This is a genomic window from Pseudomonas sp. 1L-C-7-B-C1 (genome assembly GCF_057291635.1).
On sequence record NZ_JBXAWH010000003.1, the window covers coordinates 241,165 to 258,280 of the forward strand.

At 61.9% G+C, this 17,116-nt stretch carries 17 protein-coding genes; 9 read left to right on the top strand and 8 right to left on the bottom strand.

All coding sequences use genetic code 11. The annotated features are described in order from the left end of the window. Positions 1 to 7: 7 nt before the first annotated feature. Positions 8 to 943 carry an aromatic alcohol reductase gene (locus AC0Z8Z_RS06595; protein ID WP_485618502.1) on the top strand — a complete coding sequence of 312 codons (936 nt, stop codon included), beginning with the start codon at positions 8 to 10 and terminating at the stop codon, positions 941 to 943. Positions 944 to 1,053: 110 nt separating this feature from the next. Continuing rightward, on the top strand, positions 1,054 to 1,494 hold the full coding sequence (tspO, locus tag AC0Z8Z_RS06600; RefSeq protein ID WP_485618503.1) for a tryptophan-rich sensory protein TspO: 441 nt from the start codon (positions 1,054 to 1,056) through the stop codon (positions 1,492 to 1,494). A gap of 6 nt (positions 1,495 to 1,500) precedes the next feature. On the opposite strand, the gene AC0Z8Z_RS06605 is transcribed toward tspO, so the two are convergent. Then, positions 1,501 to 2,706 (bottom strand): MFS transporter, encoded by a 1,206-nt coding sequence (locus tag AC0Z8Z_RS06605; RefSeq protein WP_485618504.1) that lies wholly within the window; start codon positions 2,704 to 2,706, stop codon positions 1,501 to 1,503. Between the two features lie 105 nt (positions 2,707 to 2,811). On the opposite strand from AC0Z8Z_RS06605, the gene AC0Z8Z_RS06610 reads away from it, so the two are divergent. Both AC0Z8Z_RS06610 and AC0Z8Z_RS06615 read left to right on the top strand, forming a co-directional pair. Next, positions 2,812 to 3,360, top strand: coding sequence for a TetR/AcrR family transcriptional regulator (locus AC0Z8Z_RS06610; RefSeq protein WP_485618505.1), 549 nt, complete (start codon positions 2,812 to 2,814; stop codon positions 3,358 to 3,360). Between the two features lie 89 nt (positions 3,361 to 3,449). Then, positions 3,450 to 4,733 carry a leucine-rich repeat-containing protein kinase family protein gene (locus AC0Z8Z_RS06615; protein WP_485618506.1) on the top strand — a complete coding sequence of 428 codons (1,284 nt, stop codon included), beginning with the start codon at positions 3,450 to 3,452 and terminating at the stop codon, positions 4,731 to 4,733. A 268-nt stretch (positions 4,734 to 5,001) separates the two neighbouring features. On the opposite strand, the gene AC0Z8Z_RS06620 is transcribed toward AC0Z8Z_RS06615, so the two are convergent. The 7 genes from AC0Z8Z_RS06620 to AC0Z8Z_RS06650 form a co-directional block, all read right to left on the bottom strand. After that, positions 5,002 to 5,706 carry a YebC/PmpR family DNA-binding transcriptional regulator gene (locus AC0Z8Z_RS06620; protein WP_485618507.1) on the bottom strand — a complete coding sequence of 235 codons (705 nt, stop codon included), beginning with the start codon at positions 5,704 to 5,706 and terminating at the stop codon, positions 5,002 to 5,004. A 192-nt stretch (positions 5,707 to 5,898) separates the two neighbouring features. Further along, the gene (locus tag AC0Z8Z_RS06625; protein ID WP_485618508.1) at positions 5,899 to 6,672 is read right to left on the bottom strand and encodes an enoyl-CoA hydratase; all 774 of its coding nucleotides are present in this window, start codon (positions 6,670 to 6,672) and stop codon (positions 5,899 to 5,901) included. Between the two features lie 85 nt (positions 6,673 to 6,757). Beyond that, positions 6,758 to 7,969, bottom strand: coding sequence for an acetyl-CoA C-acyltransferase (locus AC0Z8Z_RS06630; RefSeq protein WP_485618509.1), 1,212 nt, complete (start codon positions 7,967 to 7,969; stop codon positions 6,758 to 6,760). Between the two features lie 14 nt (positions 7,970 to 7,983). Beyond that, positions 7,984 to 8,751, bottom strand: coding sequence for a 3-hydroxyacyl-CoA dehydrogenase (locus tag AC0Z8Z_RS06635; RefSeq protein WP_485618510.1), 768 nt, complete (start codon positions 8,749 to 8,751; stop codon positions 7,984 to 7,986). A gap of 139 nt (positions 8,752 to 8,890) precedes the next feature. Beyond that, positions 8,891 to 10,285 (bottom strand): DHA2 family efflux MFS transporter permease subunit, encoded by a 1,395-nt coding sequence (locus AC0Z8Z_RS06640; protein WP_485618511.1) that lies wholly within the window; start codon positions 10,283 to 10,285, stop codon positions 8,891 to 8,893. 48 nt (positions 10,286 to 10,333) lie between these two features. Then, complete coding sequence (locus AC0Z8Z_RS06645) at positions 10,334 to 11,005, bottom strand: TetR/AcrR family transcriptional regulator (protein WP_122536245.1); 672 nt, start codon at positions 11,003 to 11,005, stop codon at positions 10,334 to 10,336. Between the two features lie 88 nt (positions 11,006 to 11,093). Next, the gene (locus tag AC0Z8Z_RS06650; RefSeq protein WP_485618512.1) at positions 11,094 to 13,022 is read right to left on the bottom strand and encodes a bifunctional sugar phosphate isomerase/epimerase/4-hydroxyphenylpyruvate dioxygenase family protein; all 1,929 of its coding nucleotides are present in this window, start codon (positions 13,020 to 13,022) and stop codon (positions 11,094 to 11,096) included. 368 nt (positions 13,023 to 13,390) lie between these two features. Here AC0Z8Z_RS06650 and AC0Z8Z_RS06655 point away from each other — a divergent pair, with 368 nt between their 5' ends. The 5 genes from AC0Z8Z_RS06655 to AC0Z8Z_RS06675 all read left to right on the top strand — a co-directional run bounded on the left by AC0Z8Z_RS06655 (position 13,391) and on the right by AC0Z8Z_RS06675 (position 17,079). Beyond that, positions 13,391 to 14,746, top strand: a complete 1,356-nt coding sequence (locus AC0Z8Z_RS06655; protein WP_485618513.1) for an iron-containing redox enzyme family protein — start codon at positions 13,391 to 13,393, stop codon at positions 14,744 to 14,746. Next, positions 14,743 to 15,729 carry a methyltransferase gene (locus AC0Z8Z_RS06660; protein WP_485618514.1) on the top strand — a complete coding sequence of 329 codons (987 nt, stop codon included), beginning with the start codon at positions 14,743 to 14,745 and terminating at the stop codon, positions 15,727 to 15,729. The genes AC0Z8Z_RS06655 and AC0Z8Z_RS06660 overlap by 4 nt, the downstream gene beginning before the upstream one ends. Next, a complete protein-coding gene (locus AC0Z8Z_RS06665) occupies positions 15,729 to 16,052 on the top strand; it encodes a hypothetical protein (RefSeq protein ID WP_485618683.1) in 324 nt (107 codons plus the stop codon). The genes AC0Z8Z_RS06660 and AC0Z8Z_RS06665 overlap by 1 nt, the downstream gene beginning before the upstream one ends. 126 nt (positions 16,053 to 16,178) lie before the next feature. After that, complete coding sequence (locus AC0Z8Z_RS06670; protein WP_485618515.1) at positions 16,179 to 16,694, top strand: DUF4142 domain-containing protein; 516 nt, start codon at positions 16,179 to 16,181, stop codon at positions 16,692 to 16,694. A 142-nt stretch (positions 16,695 to 16,836) separates the two neighbouring features. Beyond that, positions 16,837 to 17,079: a hypothetical protein gene (locus AC0Z8Z_RS06675; RefSeq protein ID WP_205483302.1), complete on the top strand. Its 243-nt coding sequence runs from the start codon at positions 16,837 to 16,839 to the stop codon at positions 17,077 to 17,079. Positions 17,080 to 17,116: the final 37 nt, after the last annotated feature.

Consider the following 17,116-nt stretch of genomic DNA (forward strand, 5'->3'; position numbering starts at 1 on the left):
GCTCACCATGCAGGCTGGTATTTCAAACGTCAAACAACACATTCTGGTCCTCGGCGCCGGCGAACTGGGTCTTGCCGTACTGCGTGGACTGACCGCGCGCGGGACTGAATCAGGGAGTATCAGCGTGCTCCTGCGCCAGACCCGCGTGGAGAGTCCGTCTCTGGAAAAGCAAAAGGAAATCGCCGCAATCAGGTCTCTCGGTGTAGCCATTGAGGTGGCCGACATCGCCGACGCCTCGGTGGCGGAACTGGCGGCGGTGCTCGGCCGCTTCGACACGGTGATCAGTTGCGTGGGTTTCGGTGCCGGTCGGGGCACCCAGCGCAAGCTCACAGAGGCTGCCCTCGTTTCGGGCGTCAAGCGCTACGTCCCTTGGCAATTCGGTGTCGACTACGACGTGATCGGACGCGGCAGCCCCCAAGACCTCTTCGATGAGCAACTGGAGGTGCGCGACCTGTTGCGCGCCCAGTCCCGCACGGAATGGCTGATCATCTCAACCGGCATGTTCACCAGCTTTCTGTTCGATCCGGCATTCGGGGTGGTGGATCTGCAGGCCGGGCGGGTCAATGCCCTGGGCAGTCTGGACACGGCGGTGACGGTAACCACGCCGGAAGACATCGGCACCCTCACCGCCGCGATCGTCCTGCACAGCCCTCGCTTGATCAATCAGGTGGTGTACACCGCTGGCGACACCCTGACCTACGATGATCTGGCGGATGTACTTGAGCGCGTTACCGGACGGACATTCTGCCGCCGAGCCTCCAGCGTGCAGCAGTTACTGGCGGCCCTTGAGGAAATGCCCGACGACAATCTGCGCAAGTACCGGGCGGTGTTCGCCCTGGGGCAAGGCGTGGCGTGGGATGTGGCGCAGACGTTCAATGGGCGGCACGGTATTGCGGTGACCGATGCCGAGGGTTGGGCACGGCTTAACCTGGCTCGCGGCTGACTCGCGGTCAATCTCTCTGAGTACGCACAGGATTTTTCCCGCGCAGATGTATCCAATGCCGAGACGGCCCCACGGCCTGCACTTCGAATGGTTTCAGCAAAGGACCCCACATGACGTTCTATATCTTCCTCATCGCCTGCGCCGCTGCGGCCAGCACCGGCATCATTTTCAAGCCGGGCAGCTGGTATGAATCGCTGCAAAAGCCACGATTCACCCCGCCAAACTGGTTGTTTCCGGTGGCCTGGACGACGATCTATCTGCTGCTGGCCTGGGCCGGTTATCGCCTGACCCTGATTCCCGGCAGCGAAACCGTGCTGGCGTTGTGGGCGGCGCAGATTGCCTTGAACACGCTGTGGACGCCGGTGTTCTTTGGCGCCCACCGCATCCTGGCGGGCATGATCATCATTTCGCTGCTGTGGCTGGTGGTCGCGGCCATGGTCGTGCTGGGGATTCAGCTGGACCTCATCACCGGGTTGATCCTGTTCCCCTATCTGGTGTGGCTCACCATAGCCTCGGCGCTGAATTTTTCGATTCTGCGTCATAACCGGTAACGCGGATCAGGCAGCCCTGGCCCGGCCGGCCTGCTGAATCAGCAGACCGGCCAGCGCCGACACCGCCAGCAAGACCACCACGCCACCGTAGACATTGGTGGTGGTCACCAGCCCCGCCGTTTTGATCGACACGCCGGCCAGCAGCGCCGGAATGCAGAACGCCAGATAACTCAGGGCCAGAAACGCCGCCATCAGCGCACCCCGCTCGTGGGCGTGGGCCAGCGGCAGCAACATCCGCAGGGCGCCGAGGAAACTTGCCCCGAAGCCGACCCCCGCCGCCACGGCACCGGTGAAGAACAGCCACAACCAGCCCAGGTTCACCGCCGCCAGAATCACCGAAACCCCGATCGCCAGAAAACTGCAGCCCACGAGCAACGCCAGCCGGGGCGCGCGCAGGCGCAGGGTATGGATAGAAATCGCGCCACTGAGGGTCAGCGCTGCCACGGCAAAGCCGCCGTTGAGTACCGAGGTCGAACCGGTCGCGGCCGTCAGCAGCGACGGCGCCAGTGACAGGAAAAATCCGCCCAGCGCCCAGGCCGCGATGTCGGCCGGCAACACCAGTAACAACGTTCCCCTCGCCTGCGCCGGCACGGCAAGCCGCGGGCGCAGGGTTTTCAGCACGCCTGGCTGCGGCGTCACGGTTTCAGCCACCCGCAGCAGGTAAAACGCCTGGCCCACGAATGCTGCGAGGAGCAAACCATAGGCCAGGCCCATGGGCAGCGGCGCGTATTCCACCAGCGAACTGGTGCCCAGTGCACCCAGCGCCATGCCGAACATCGGCGTGATGCTGTTGAGCAGCGGCCCTTGCTGCGCGTCGCTGTCGAGCATCGCGGCGCCCAACGCGCTGGTGGCAATGCCGGTCGCCACGCCCTGCAGCACCCGGGCGGCGATCAGCCAGGTGACGTCGGTGGCGGCGATGAACAGCAGCATCGAGACGATCTCCAGCAGCAGTCCGATCCAGATGACCGGGCGACGTCCGAGATAATCCGACAGCGAGCCGAAGACCAGCAGCGTTGCCAGAAGGCTCAGGGCGTAGACCGCAAAAATCACCGTCAACAGCACCGGAGAGAAGCCCCACGCCTGTTGATAGAGGTGGTAAAGCGGCGTAGGCGCACTGGACGCCGCGAAGAAACACAGCAGCACGAACGCCAGAAATCCCAAGTGGCTCGTCCCCCGACCATCGACTTGCGGGTTCTGCAAAGAATCAGACACGAGTACACTCTCCCGAAAAAGCACGCCACAAAAGCTATGAATTAGCGTTAGCAGTGTGCAAGCAGCGTCTGCTTAAAGCAAATACTTTGTGTTAGGGTCCGCAGCATGGCTATCAAAGAAGGCATTCGCACCGGCGGCCGCAGTGCCCGGGTGCAGACATCGATTCACGCGGCGGTTCGCGATCTGCTTCAGGAGCAGGAGCGTTCGGCCCTCAGCGTGCCCATGATTGCGGCCCGCGCCGGTGTCACGCCGTCCACCATCTATCGGCGCTGGGGTGACCTGACTTCGCTGCTCGCCGATGCCGCTGTCGAGCGTCTGCGTCCGGACGAACCCGTGGACTGCGGCAACTTGCGTGACGACTTGCGCACGTGGGTTGATGTCTATCTTGAAGAAACGAACTCGGCGCCAGGCCGCGAAATGATGCGCGACGTGGTCGCCAGCAGCGCGACCCTGTGCTCCGGCAAGTGCCTGAACATGGTTCGCGATCAACTGCAGATCATCATCGACCGGGCCCGGGAACGCGGGGAACAGAGTCCCTCGGCCGATGAACTGGTCGACGCTGTTGTGGCGCCCATGGTTTACCGCATTTTGTACGCCGAGTCGGCACCGTCCCTTGAGCGGATGCATCAATTGCTGGACCGCTGCCTGAGCTGATTCGTCTCCCGTCGCGCCGCGACCAACGAGCACTGGCCCCGACGACTGGGTATCATGGCCGCTCATTGATCACTGGCGCCCTTCCCCCCATGCACACCCTTGCAGACCTGCGTGCCGGCAAACTGGCAGGCATCACGCGGCTCACTCTCAGTGCCGACCTCGGCGAATTCCCTGAGGAAATCTTCAGCCTCGCCGATTCCCTGGAGGTGCTGGACCTCAGCGGTAATCGGCTGACCGAACTGCCCGCCGACCTCCACCGCCTCAAGCGCCTGAAAATCCTGTTCTGTTCCAATAATCCCTTTACCCGCCTGCCGGAATGCCTGGGCCAGTGCGAGCAGCTGTTCTTCGTCGGGTTCAAGGCCTGCAAGATCGTCAATGTGCCTGCTAAAGCGCTACCACCCTCGCTGCGCTCGCTGGTGCTGACCGATAACTGCATCGAGACCCTGCCCGAAGCGATAGGCGACTGTTCACACTTGCAGAAGCTGATGCTGGCAGGGAACCGGCTGCGGCAATTGCCGGAATCACTGGCACGCTGCCAGCGCCTGGAACTGGTGCGGATCGCGGTCAACGATTTCCATGAACTGCCGCGCTGGCTGCTGGAAATGCCCGCGCTGGCCTGGCTGGCGTTTGCCGGCAACCCGCTGAACGACATCCACACCGAAGAGCCGATCCGGCAGATTCCGTGGCCGCAACTGGCGCTGCAACAGGTGCTGGGCGAAGGTGCGTCCGGTGTAATCCAGCAGGCGCAATGGCGTGCCAATGAAGAGGCCGCCGCGCTGGACGTTGCGGTGAAGCTGTACAAGGGCGACGTCACCAGCGACGGCTCGCCCTTGAACGAGATGCAGGCGTGCATTGCGGCCGGGCGTCATGACCATCTGATTCCGGTGCTCGGGCAGATTCAGGACCACCCGCAGGGCGCTCGCGGCCTGGTGATGGCGCTGATTTCTCCTTCTTTCCTCACCCTCGCCCGCCCGCCGACCCTGGAATCCTGCACACGCGACACTTACGCAGGCGCACGACTGAGCGTTTCGACCGTGAAGCGCATGGCCGCCGGGATCGCAGCGGCCTGCGCCCATTTACACGGCCACGGCATTAACCACGGCGACCTGTATGCCCACAACATTCTCTGGAACGAGTCCGGAGACAGTCTGCTGGGGGATTTCGGCGCGGCGGCGTTCTACCCGGATGAAGAAACGGGCAGGAGGCTGGAGCGCATAGAGGTGCGGGCGTTCGGGATATTGCTGGGGGAATTGGTGGACTGCTGCGAGGATAATGATTCGCAAGTTGCCAGGTGGCGGGAGCTGGAGCGGCGGTGCGTGCAGGCTGATGTGATGCAGCGGCCTGGTTTTGCGGAGATCGAGCGGCAGTTTTGAGGCCTGAATATTCGTGGTGTGCCCACCGACGCTTTCCCGGCTGAAGCCGGTCCCACTAACCGCACGCGGCGTGTCAGTGAGCCCCTGTCATGAGCACGCCGCGCAACTTGTGGGACCCAGCTTTGAGCACGCCGCGCACCTGTGGGACCGGCTTTAGCCGGGAAGAGGCCAGCGTGAACATCCTGAGTTTCGCGGTGTGCCCACCGACGCTTTCCCGGCTAAAGCCGGTCCTACAACCAGCGAATTCAATCAACTGGCCCGGTCAGCCTTACCCCGCCAGACCGACGTAGACGTTTTGCACGTCATCATGGCTGTCGATGGCTTCGAGGAAGGCTTCCACCTCGGCCATCTGCTCTTCGCTCAGGCCTTCCACCGGGTTTTTCGGGCGGTAGCCGATCTTGGCGGACTCAACGGTGAAGCCGAACTCAGGCAACGCCTTGCACACGGCGTCGAGGTCGGTGGTGTCGGTGTAAAACGTCGCAACGCCCTCTTCGCCTTGTTCAACGTCCTGAGCGCCCGCTTCGATGGCAGCCTCGTCGGCGTCGGCTTCGGGTGATGCGGCAACCGCATCGATCATGCCCAAGTGGTCGAAATCCCAGGCAATTGAACCTTCAGCGCCCAGTTGGCCCTTGCGGAACAGCACGCGGATCTCGGAGACAGTCCGGTTGATGTTGTCGGTCAGGCATTCCACGATGACCGGCACTTTGTGCGGCGCAAAGCCTTCGTAGGTGAGTTTTTCGAAGTGCACGTGCTCGCCGAGCAATCCGGCACCTTTCTTGATGGCGCGCTCCAAAGTTTCGCGAGGCATCGACGCCTTTTTGGCTTGCTCGACCACCAGACGCAGGCGCGCGTTCATGTCGGGGTCAGCGCCGGAGCGCGCGGCAATCATGATTTCCTTGGACAGCTTGCCGAAAATACGCCCCTTGGCGTTGGCTGCCGCTTCTTTGTGTTTGACCTTCCACTGTGCGCCCATGACTGTTCTCTTGTGCCGGTGGCGATAGATCGCTCGGATCCGACGCGTCTTGCACGCCGGGCCGATGACGATAAACGCTGAAAATAGGGTGATCGATGATGACAGGCCGGGGGTGAGCCGCGGCGACCGGCGCATTTTATACAGGCTGAGGCCAGAAGACACCCCTGAAACGCACCACCACCCTGACCTGACTCAGCGGTGCTTGAACGCCGGCTCGCGCTTCTCGATGAACGCCGCCATGCCTTCCTTCTGGTCCTCGCTGGCAAACGCTGCATGGAACACACGGCGTTCGAAACGGATACCCTCGGCCAGGCTGACTTCAAAAGCGCGATTGACGCTTTCCTTGACCATCATGGCCGCTGGCAATGACTTAGCCGCAATGCCGGCCGCGACGTTCATCGCCTCATCCAGCAGCTGATCCTGCGGCACGATGCGCGCCACCAGCCCGGCACGCTCCGCTTCGACGGCGTCGATCAGGCGCCCGGTCAGACACATTTCCATGGCCTTGGCCTTGCCGACCGCGCGGGTCAGGCGCTGGGTGCCGCCCATGCCCGGCAATACGCCCAGTTTGATTTCCGGCTGACCAAAACGCGCGTTGTCGGCGGCGAGGATGAAGTCGCACATCAGCGCCAGCTCGCAGCCCCCGCCCAAGGCAAAGCCCGAGACGGCGGCAATGATCGGCTTGCGGCGGTTGGCCACCCGATCGCTGTCGCTGAACAGATCATCCAGGTAAATCTGCGGGTACTTGAGTTCGGCCATTTCCTTGATGTCCGCCCCGGCAGCGAACGCTTTCGCCGAGCCCGTCAGGACGATGCAGCCGATGCCATGATCGCGCTCCAGCTCATCGAGGGCATGGTTAAGTTCGCTAATCAGCTGCGCATTCAGGGCGTTAAGCGCCTCTGGACGATTGAGGGTCAGGAGTGCAACGCGACCTTTGACCTCTTTGAGGATTGTCGTGTAATTCATTGTTTTATAGACCTTTTATTATGTAGAGCGCCAGTCATCCGCTATTCCAGATCCAACCTGCGAAACATGGCGCAACCCATTGATATTAAACGACAAGCTCGACAGCCATAGCAGTTGCCTCGCCCCCGCCGATGCAGATGGCCGCGACACCTCGCTTCAGTCCCCGCTGCTTCAACGCCGACAGCAAGGTCACCAGAATCCTCGCCCCCGATGCACCAATGGGATGACCCAGCGCGCAAGCGCCGCCATGCACATTGACCTTGTGATGGGGCAGTTCCAGGCGGGCCATGGTGACCAGCGCGACGACGGCGAATGCTTCGTTGATCTCGAACAGGTCCACCTCGTCCGGGGACCAACCGGTTTTGCTCATCAGCTTGTCAATGGCGCCGACCGGTGCGGTGGGAAACAGACCCGGTTCGTTGGCATAGGCGGCGTGGCCATGGATGACGGCCAGCGGCTTGATCCCGCGTCGTTGCGCTTCGGACTGACGCATCAGGGTCAAGGCCGCAGCGCCGTCGGAGATTGAGCTGGAGTTGGCCGCCGTGACGGTGCCGCCCTCGCGAAACGCCGGTTTCAACTGCGGGATCTTGTCCAGCTTCGCCTTGGGCGGCTGCTCGTCCTGGCGAATGGTCTTGCGCTCCTTGCCAACGGTCACTTCCATCGGAACGATTTCAGCGTCGAACCAGCCCCGGGTCATGGCCTCCTGGGCCCGGGTCAGCGAAGCGACCGCAAAACCGTCCTGGGCCTCCCGACTGAAATTTTCAAGCCCGGCGCACTCTTCGGCGAAGGTGCCCATCAAGCGGCCTCGATCGTAAGCATCTTCCAGGCCGTCGAGAAACATGTGGTCGATGATCTGGCCGTGGCCCATGCGGTAACCGCTGCGGGCTTTTTCCAGCAGATAGGGTGCGTTGGACATGCTTTCCATGCCGCCGGCGATGACCACGTCGGCGCTGCCCGCCAGCAACATGTCGTGGCCGAGGATCGCGGCCTGCATCCCCGACCCGCACATCTTGTTCAGGGTCGTGCAGGTCGTGGCGTCGCTGAGCCCGGCACCCAATGCCGCCTGGCGCGCCGGCGCTTGTCCCAGCCCTGCGGGCAATACACAACCGAACAGCACCTCATCGACCTGCCCCGGCTCGATGCCGGCTCGTTCGACGGCAGCGCGAATCGCAGCGGCGCCCAGTTGCGGCGCGGTCAGGCTTTTCAGATCGCCCTGAAAGGCGCCCATGGGCGTGCGCGCAGCGCTCACGATCACCACGGGGTCGTCGTTCAACGTCTGGCGTTTGTTCAAAGACATAATGGTTTCCTCGATTAGCGAGCGGCCATGCGCAAGGCGCCGTCCAGACGGATCACCTCGCCGTTGAGCATGCTGTTTTCGATGATGTGTCGCGCCAGCGCGGCGTATTCTTCGGGCTGGCCCAGGCGTGGCGGAAATGGCACGCCAGCGGACAGGCTTTCGCGCACTTGCGGAGTCATGCCGGCCATCATGGGGGTTTCGAAAATGCCCGGAGCGATGGTCATGACGCGAATGCCGTAGCGGGCCAGTTCACGGGCGGCGGGCAGGGTCAGGCTGACAATGGCGCCCTTGGAGGCCGCGTACGCCGCCTGGCCGATCTGGCCGTCATAGGCCGCCACTGAAGCGGTATTGATGATGACGCCACGCTCGTCGCCGGCATCCGCCGTGCTTTCGGCGATGGCCACGGCGGCCAGGCGCATCAGGTTGAAGCTGCCGATGAGGTTGACGTTGATCACCCGACTGAAACTGTCGAGGCCGTGGGGGCCTTCTTTACCGAGGATTTTTTCGGCGCCGACGATGCCCGCGCAGTTGATGACGCCGTTGATCTGGCCAAACGCAACGCGCGCCGCATCCACTGCGGCCTGAACGGCGCTTTCCTGGGTGATGTCGCTGACACTGGCGCGGGCGTTGCCGCCGAGTTTTTCCACCTGTGCCGCAAGCGCTTCGGCGTTGACGTCCACCAGCATCACGCTGGCCCCTGCGTCGACGAGCATCCGTGCGGTGGCCGCACCCAGCCCGGACGCGCCGCCACTGACCAGAAACACCTTGCCTTCGATCTGCATGATTGTGTCGTCCTTACACTTTTATTGTTGGAGTGGCGAAATACTCCGCTCTGCAGCGCCGATGGGCAATAGTCAAAGCGCGCAGAACGTCTGGTGGTTTCGGCCAGTGGCGCGTCAGGGTCAGCGGGTTGCCGGCGGGTCAGGCCTTGGGTTGCAGCAGCGCGGCGCCGGCCTGCGCCGAGACCCGTCGATTATCCAGCAGGGCCAGGGCGGCGATCAGCGCAACGCCAATAAAGGTCAGCTGGAAATCCGCCGTCACGGCGTGCCCGTCGTTGCCATGCAGGACCATCGCACCACGCAACAGTAAAGCGGCGATGGCGACACCCAGGCCCATGCTCAGCTGGAAGCACATGCTGAACATCGTCGAGGCATCGCTCATCTGCGGCTTGGGTACGTCGGCGAAACCCAGCGTGTTGAACGCGGTGAACTGCATCGAGCGCGACAGCCCGCCGATGAACAGAATCAGCAGGATCAGCGGCCAGCCCATGGCCTGATCGAGCAGCGCGCAGGCGGCAATCGCTGCCACGCCGATGCAACCATTGACCAGCAGGACCTGACGAAAGCCCCAGCGCTGCATGATGCTGCTGGTAAAGCGCTTCATCGCCAGATTGCCCGCGAACACCCCCAGCACCAGCAGCCCGGCGTCGAATGCGGACAGACCAAAACCCAGCTGGAACATCAGCGGCAGCAGGAACGGCAGCGTACTGATGGCGATCCGAAACACCGAACCGCCCAGCAGGCTGACGCTGAAGGTGCGGATGTGCACCACCTCGACGTTCAGCAGCGGCTGCGGGTGCCGGCGCATGTGTCGCCAGGCCAGCACGCCACAGACCACCCCGAGCGCCGTTATCAATAGGCCGGGCCACTGACTGCCATGGCCCTGCCCCAGCCGTTCCATCCCGAACAAAAGCGCCGTGCAGGCCACGCCCAGCAACAGGAAACCTTTCAGGTCGAACGCCCGGTTGCTGACTTCATTGCGCTTGGGAATGAGGACCAGCGTAGCGGCCAACGCCAGCACGCCGAGGGGCAGGTTGAGGTAGAAAATCCACGGCCAGGATGCGTGGGTGACGATGAACCCGCCCAAGGGCGGCCCAAGTATCGGCGCCACCAGCCCGGGCCAGGTGATCAGCGAGATCGCCCGCACCAAGTCCTTCTTTTCGGTGGCACGCATGACCGCCAGGCGCCCGACCGGGACCATCATCGCGCCGCTCATGCCTTGCAGGACGCGGGCGGCGACGAAGGTTTCCAGACTGTCGCTGAGGCCGCACAACATCGAAGACAGGGTGAACAACACGATGGCGCCGCCGAACACCCGCCGTGAACCGAGACGGTCCGCGAGCCAGCCGCTGAGGGGAATGAACGCGGCGATTGCCAGCATGTAGGCGCTCATGCCGATATTCAGGTCCACCGCCGCGACGCCGAACGTCCGGGCCATTTCCGGCATCGCCGTGGCGATCACCGTGGCGTCGAGGTTTTCCATGAAAAAGGTGACGGCCACCAGCAAGGCGATCAGCGTGGATTGGCGTTGCGACATCGTTGGGTCCTCAGGCAGGCGTGGCGTTACGCTTCAGTGCTCGCCTGGTCACGGGATCAGATAGCGCACCACCGAGTCACAGATCATGGCCTTCTGGCGTGCCTTGATCTGCGCATCTTCGAGGTCGATCTGGAAGATTTCCGAGAAGGTGTGACGGTTGGAGACCCGATAGAAACAGAACGAGCTGATCAGCATGTGCAGGTCCACTGCCTGAACGCCTGGGCGGAAATCACCCTGCTGCTCGCCCCGGCGCAGCGTCTCGTCCAGCGCCTGCAGCACGTTGCGGCTGAGCGCGCGGATGGTCGAGGACTGTTTGACGTTGGCGCCGTTGTGGATGTTCTCGATGCACACGATGCGCACGAAATCGACGTTCCGGTCGTGGTGATCGAAGGTGAATTCCACCAGCCGCCTGATCGCCTCTTCCGGCGCGAGGACGTCCAGCCTGAGGCTGCTCTCGGTGTTGCGGATGTCGCCGTACAGTTTCTCGAGCACCTCGGTGTAGAGCTGCTCTTTGCTGTTGAAGTAGTAATAGATCATCCGTTTCGAGGTTTGCGTGCGCTCGGCAATGGCATCCACTCGTGCGCCGGAAAGCCCCTGGGAGACAAACTCGGCGACGGCCGCCTGAAGGATGTCGTCGCGGGTTTTTTCCGGATTGTGCTTGCGGGTCTTGCGGGGCGCCTCTACGGGCAGGTCGGCGAGGCTGTCGTCAACGGTTTTCATGCGGGGCTCACAACCACGGGGTAATCGCGGGATTATGAGCTGCACCCGAGCGTTACGGAAGCGGCGCGTACGAACGCGGTGCGAGCCATCAGAGCGAGGCTGAATCGCCGCAAGCCCTGGCCATCGCTGCAAGGCGCACCGATGCATTCGCCTCGCCATAGCCGGCGTAGCCGTTCCTGCGATGAAGGATTTCAAAAAAGAATCGCTCCTCGAACGCCTGGGTGTAAGCGTGGAACAGCTCGCCACCGTCGGCGTCGCGGTCGTACAGCACGTCGTGAGCAGCCAGCTTGCTGAGGAACGCCTCGTCAAAACCGAAGCGCGCCGCCAGATCGTCGTAGTAGTTCAGCGGAATCGCCAGCCACGGCACGCCCGCCGCCTTGGCGCGGGCTACTTGCACGAAGATGTCGTCACAGGCAAAAGCAATGTGATGAACACCTGAGCGGCCGTAGCTCTTCAACGCGCGGGCGATCGCGGTGTTGCCACGATCCGACGTGTTCAGCGGCAGGCTCACGCTGCCGCAGCGGCTGCGCAACGCCCGACTCCTCACCAGGCCATGAGGGTCGGACAGCAGCACGTCGGCATCGGCCTGGAAATCCAGCACGCTCTTGAAGAACAGGACCTGACTGTCCAGGCCGTCGGCCGGCAACGCCATGGCCACGTGATCGACGCGTTGCAAACCGTTGTGCGCCGAAGGGAGCGGCCTCAACGTGAAGTCCCTGTCCCAGAACGATTGCCCCGGTGGGGCGGGCTCGACCAGATAAATCAGGCTGCCGTCCGGCGCGCGCACGGCTGGAAATCCTGGTTGATCAGAGCCGAGGGGACCGCCGCAGATTTCGGCGTTGAACTGACGCGCCCGCTCCAGCCCGGCAGCGCTGTCGTCCACCTGCAACGCCATTGAGCGCAGCGACGCGCCGTGGACTTCGAGGTGAGACTGGGCAAAGGGCGGTCGAGCGAAGAGCGACTCAGCGAGGGAATCATGCCCGGCGGTCAACACAATCCTGATATCGCCCTGCCCCAGCAAGGTCGCGGCGTTGCTCCGGTGGTGACCCAACGTGCAGAAGCCCAGGCCGTGCAGCCATTGGGTCAGCCGTGCGCCGTGGCCGTCATCAACGGCGAACTCGAGAAACTCCACGCCGTGGCAGGGGCTCGGCGCCGGCGGATGGAACAATAATGACGGCGCAACGGTTTGAGGCTGCTGCTCCAGCAGCCCGCGTGTTTTCTCTTCCAGGTACAACAACGAACGCAAGCCGTCGGCGGCGGTTGACTGAGTGGGCGCGGCGCGAAACACGTCGTTGAAAATCTCCAGCGACAGCGGGCCGGTGTACCCGCTGCGCAGAATCGCCGCGAGAAAACCGGGACAATCAAACGCGCCCTGCCCCGGGAAACAACGAAAATGCCGGCTCCACTCCAACACGCCCATGTTCAGCCGTGGCGCATCGGCCATCTGCACGAAGAAGATCTTCTCAGCGGGGATCTGCGCGATGGCGCTCGGGTCACCTTTGAGCGACAGTGTGTGGAAACTGTCGAGCAGCACGCCGAGGGCCGGATGGTCGACCTGCCGGACCAGATCCCAGACCTGCTGCCAGGTGTTGACGTGACGTCCCCATGCCAGCCCTTCATACCCCACGCGCAGTTGACGCGCGCCCGCCCGCTCGGCCAGCAACCCCAAGTCCTCAAGCAGTAGGTCGTGGTCGCCCAGTGAATCCGTGGCCGTGTTGCTGCACACCAGCATCAGGTCGGTGCCCAGTTCGTGCATCAGGTCGAATTTTTGCTCGGCGCGGTCGAGGTGGCGCTGCAGATGCTCGCGGCGACAGCCTTCAAAGTCGCTGAAAGGCTGAAAAAGCGTGATGGCGATGCCGAGATCAGCGCAAAGCTGCCGCACCTGGCGGGGGCCGCCGTTGTGATTGAGCAAATCGTTTTCGAAGATCTCCACGCCATCGAAACCTGCCGCGGCGATAGCGTGCAGCTTTTGCGGCAGGGTGCCGCTCAAGGAAACGGTGGCGATCGAGCGCTGCATGCGGGGGAACTCCGGATAAATACAGGGCGCCCGGCACCTAAATGAGGGCCCGAGCCTGGCGAGTGTGCGGGGGATTATTCGCGCCGCTGGCCAGCAGATCAAATGAAATGAACCGTCCGGTTAGTTTTGCGCCTGTTCGGACTTTGCGTATTCACCGCCTTGATCGGCGCCACGTGCCAGACTGAGACCTGGAGAAATGTTGGTTGCCTGGCCTGTACGATTGGTGTGCATTCAGTAGTCGATCGAATCGAGAATCCAGGCCTTTCGTCCGGCGCAAGTGTCGATCATCGACTGTGGTGCAACTCGATGGAATTTTCGGGAACTGCCTCTCTCTGACCTACATATCAAGAAAAGTCAGCAGGCTACCCATGACCTCTTTACAGCTACTTTCCGAGCGTTCTGCCACGGCGCACCTATCCACCGGTGCCCATTACTCGCTGTACTCCCGTTTGCTGCGTGGACAGGTGGCAGCAGAGCGGGATAACGTCCGTGATTTTCTCCAGGAGCACCTGGAAATCGCGAAAACGCTGCCGTCGAACCTGCCTGCTGACTTGAACGACCTGTCCACCTGGGTAGCCGGCAACAGTCATGCGGTGGCCGAGCGTTACCGCGTCTATTTGGAGGAACGCCGCGCCGGCAGGCCTCGACAATTCTTCACCAACAAAGCTCACGCGCTGTATTTCCTGCAAAGCGTTGCGCCAAGCAAGCTGGTGGATGGCGCGTGGCTGTATGGCACCGTCAAGCATGCGGACGACTGGCGCTACCATGGCTTGATCCGCACCTACCTCGAAGAGCTGGGTGACGGCGAGCCTGCGTTGAACCATGTGGTCCTGTACCGCAACCTGCTGACTGAACACGACTGTGCCCCCATCGCGCCCCTCGACGATGCCCTGTATCTGCAAGGCGCCATCCAGTTGGGCCTCGGCCATTTGAGCGACGAGTTCCTGCCGGAAGTGCTCGGCTACAACCTGGGCTACGAGCAACTGCCGCTGCATTTGCTGATCACCGCTTTCGAGCTGAGTGAATTGGGTATCGATCCCTATTACTTCACCCTGCACGTGACCATCGACAATGCCAGCTCGGGCCACGCCCAGAAGGCCGTGCAGTCGGTGCTGGATCTGTTGCCGAATGACGACAGCAAGGATGAATTCCTCAAGCGTCTGCGCGCCGGCTATTTGCTGAACGATCTGGGGATCGGCTCGACCGATATCGTCCGCGCCTTCGATCTGGAAGAAGAAGTGGTCTCGATGCTGGAGACCAAGAGCACTTTCGGCCAGCACATGCATTCCGACTACTGCCGCCTCGAAGGCCGCACGATCAATGACTGGCTTGCCACCCCAGGCCAGAGTCGTCAGCTGTTGAGCGCGCTGGAGGACCGTGGCTGGATCAAGCGCAACCAGGACCCGCAGGACAGCCGTTTCTGGCAGCTGATCGATGGACCCGGTGCGGTGATGTTCGGTGTGTTCAGCGGTTATGAAATGCAGCTGCTGAAGGACTGGATCGCGGGCGACTGGCAGGCGTCGGAGCAGAGCAACCCGTTCCGCACGCGTTTCCGTCGTCGCCATGTGGGGAGCAATGATGCCCCACAGCCGCGTAACACCTCTTCACTGCCGTTGGAGAAACTGGTCGAACTGATCGCGCCCGACGCACACCCGACGCCGGAAGGTCTGGCGGCGACCCGGATCTACGCCCGCCAGCTGGCGCAAGGAAGCCTGACACGATGAGCACGCAGACTGCGCTTGAGAGCCCGTTCGATACACTGGAAACGACCGACGAAAACCATGACCTCGCCCTGCTGCAGTTGGGGCAACGCCTCCAGTCCGAGGATTATCGTTTCATGACCGTTACACCGCTGACTCATCAGCGGGTCAACGGGCGTGAGCAGAACCGCAAAGCGCGTAGCCTGCGGGATGTGTTTGGCTGGAGCCGCCCTTTCGAGACGGGCTTGCTGGACGAAGCCGAACTCGAAACGTTGCTGGCCGCCGGCGTGTTACGGGCCCACGCCGGGATGTGGGCTAGCGAAGTGCGCTGGTCGAGCCTGGACGACTTACTGTTCGTGCACTCCGCCTTTCCTACCGTGGCTCACGATTCAGTATTTTTCGGGCCTGATACCTACCGCTTCGCCCAAGCCATTGAAGAGCACTTGCGCACCTCGACGCATTCCATTCGCACCGCCGTTGATATCGGCTGCGGCAGTGGCGTCGGCGCGATCCTCATCGGGCGTGCCCGGCGGGATGCTCAGGTGCTCGCGGTCGACATTAATCCGACGGCCCTGCGATTCACGGCAGTCAACGCATCATTGGCCAAGGCGGATAATGTGGTCGCCTATCACAGCGACATCCTGTCGGGCACCACAGGCGAATTCGACCTGATCGTCGCCAATCCGCCGTACATGAAGGACAGTCAGGAGCGTGCCTATCGCCACGGAGGCGATCAGTTGGGTTCGCAACTGTCCGTTCGTATTCTGGCCCAAGCCATCGAACGACTGGCGCCGGGCGGCAGCGTGTTGCTGTACACCGGTGCGCCTTCGGTCGATGGCGTTGACCTCTTCCTTGAACAGGCGCGCAAGCTCATCGACCGGGCTGACCTCGCCTGGTCTTACCGCGAGATGGACCCCGATGTGTTTGGTGAGGAGCTGGAAACCGAGACCTATCACGAGGCTGACCGCATTGCTGCGGTGGTGCTGACGGTCACGCGAATCCAGTGATTTATCCGACCACGCCGGACGGTCGCTATTTTGTCGTCAAGGGCCAGCTGTGGCGCTGTAGCAATCCGGCACTTGACGAGGAAGCGCGCCAATCGCGGGTTAACGACCTGATGAAGGCTCGGCAGGCTGTCAAAGCCGCGAAACGCGCCGAGGACGCTGCTGCACTCAAGGCGGCGCGGGGCTCGGTCAACGCTGCGAAGATTGCATTGGGTGAACGCGGTCCGGTCTGGTGGTCGGATGGCACACCCGACTTCAACCGTTACAAGGCGGTCAATACGCCCTACCGGGACTGGTTTGAGGGACTGGAAGAGCAAGATGCCTGACCGGACGCTGCAACTTGCCCATCCGCGGTGTTTTTTAAAAATTCTCTGAACGATTGGCCGTTGCTTCCAGTCGGAAACAATACGGGCACTTACCCCGCGTCACTTTAAAAGAAGAGGAACTTCACGATGACAAATCTATTCAAGACTTCTGCATTCGCATTGTTGATGGCTGTTGGCAGCCAAGGCGCTTTCGCGGCGCAGGACAATGATGACTTTGTTGAAGATGCATCCGCCAAAGGTGTGGCAGAAGTCGAAGCCGGTAAGCTTGCGCTTGAAAAAGGCACTTCCGCCGACGTTAAAGAATTCGCAAAAATGATGGTCAAAGATCACACTGCGGCGAACGACAAACTGAAAGGCATTGCTGACACCAAAAAGCTGGAAGTTTCCGACAACGCCATGCTGATGGACAAAGCCAAGGCGATGATCCTCGAACTGCGCAGCGCCAAGTCGTTTGATCAGGCTTACGCGAACAACCAGGTTGTTGCTCACGAACAAACCATCGCGCTGTTCAAGAAAGAAGCGGCTGAAGGCAAAGACGCTGATCTGAAAGCGTTTGCGACTGCAACCCTGCCTAAGCTGGAAGAGCATTTGACCCACGCTAAAGCTCTGGCCAAGGCGCACGGTGGTGACGCTGCCAAATAATTCGGATCACGCCTGTCACAGGCGGCTCGAATGTCTAGTTGAGAAAGGCAGGGTCTAGAGACTCTGCCTTTTTCATATCTGTCACAGGGGCATTGCACCACACGCCCGACCGACTACGCGCCACTCTAATGTGAGGCCCGACATGAGCAATGCCACCCGCAATCAAATGGCTGTTGTCCTCAATCAATTAAACGAACTTCGAGGCAGCGTGAACGAATTGTTCAGGTTGGAGCTATCTGAAGTCACGGAATTAACCGGGCACCAGACCGTGGACGATAAACAGAGCATCAACCAGTGTTTCGCCACCCTGGAAGCCTCCATTCTGGACATGGAACAAACCCTGGCCATGTTGGCGGAAGCGACCGAGCAGCGTGGAGTTGTCTGAGCGGCATGACCGGAACTCTGCGCGTGCCGCGCACTCT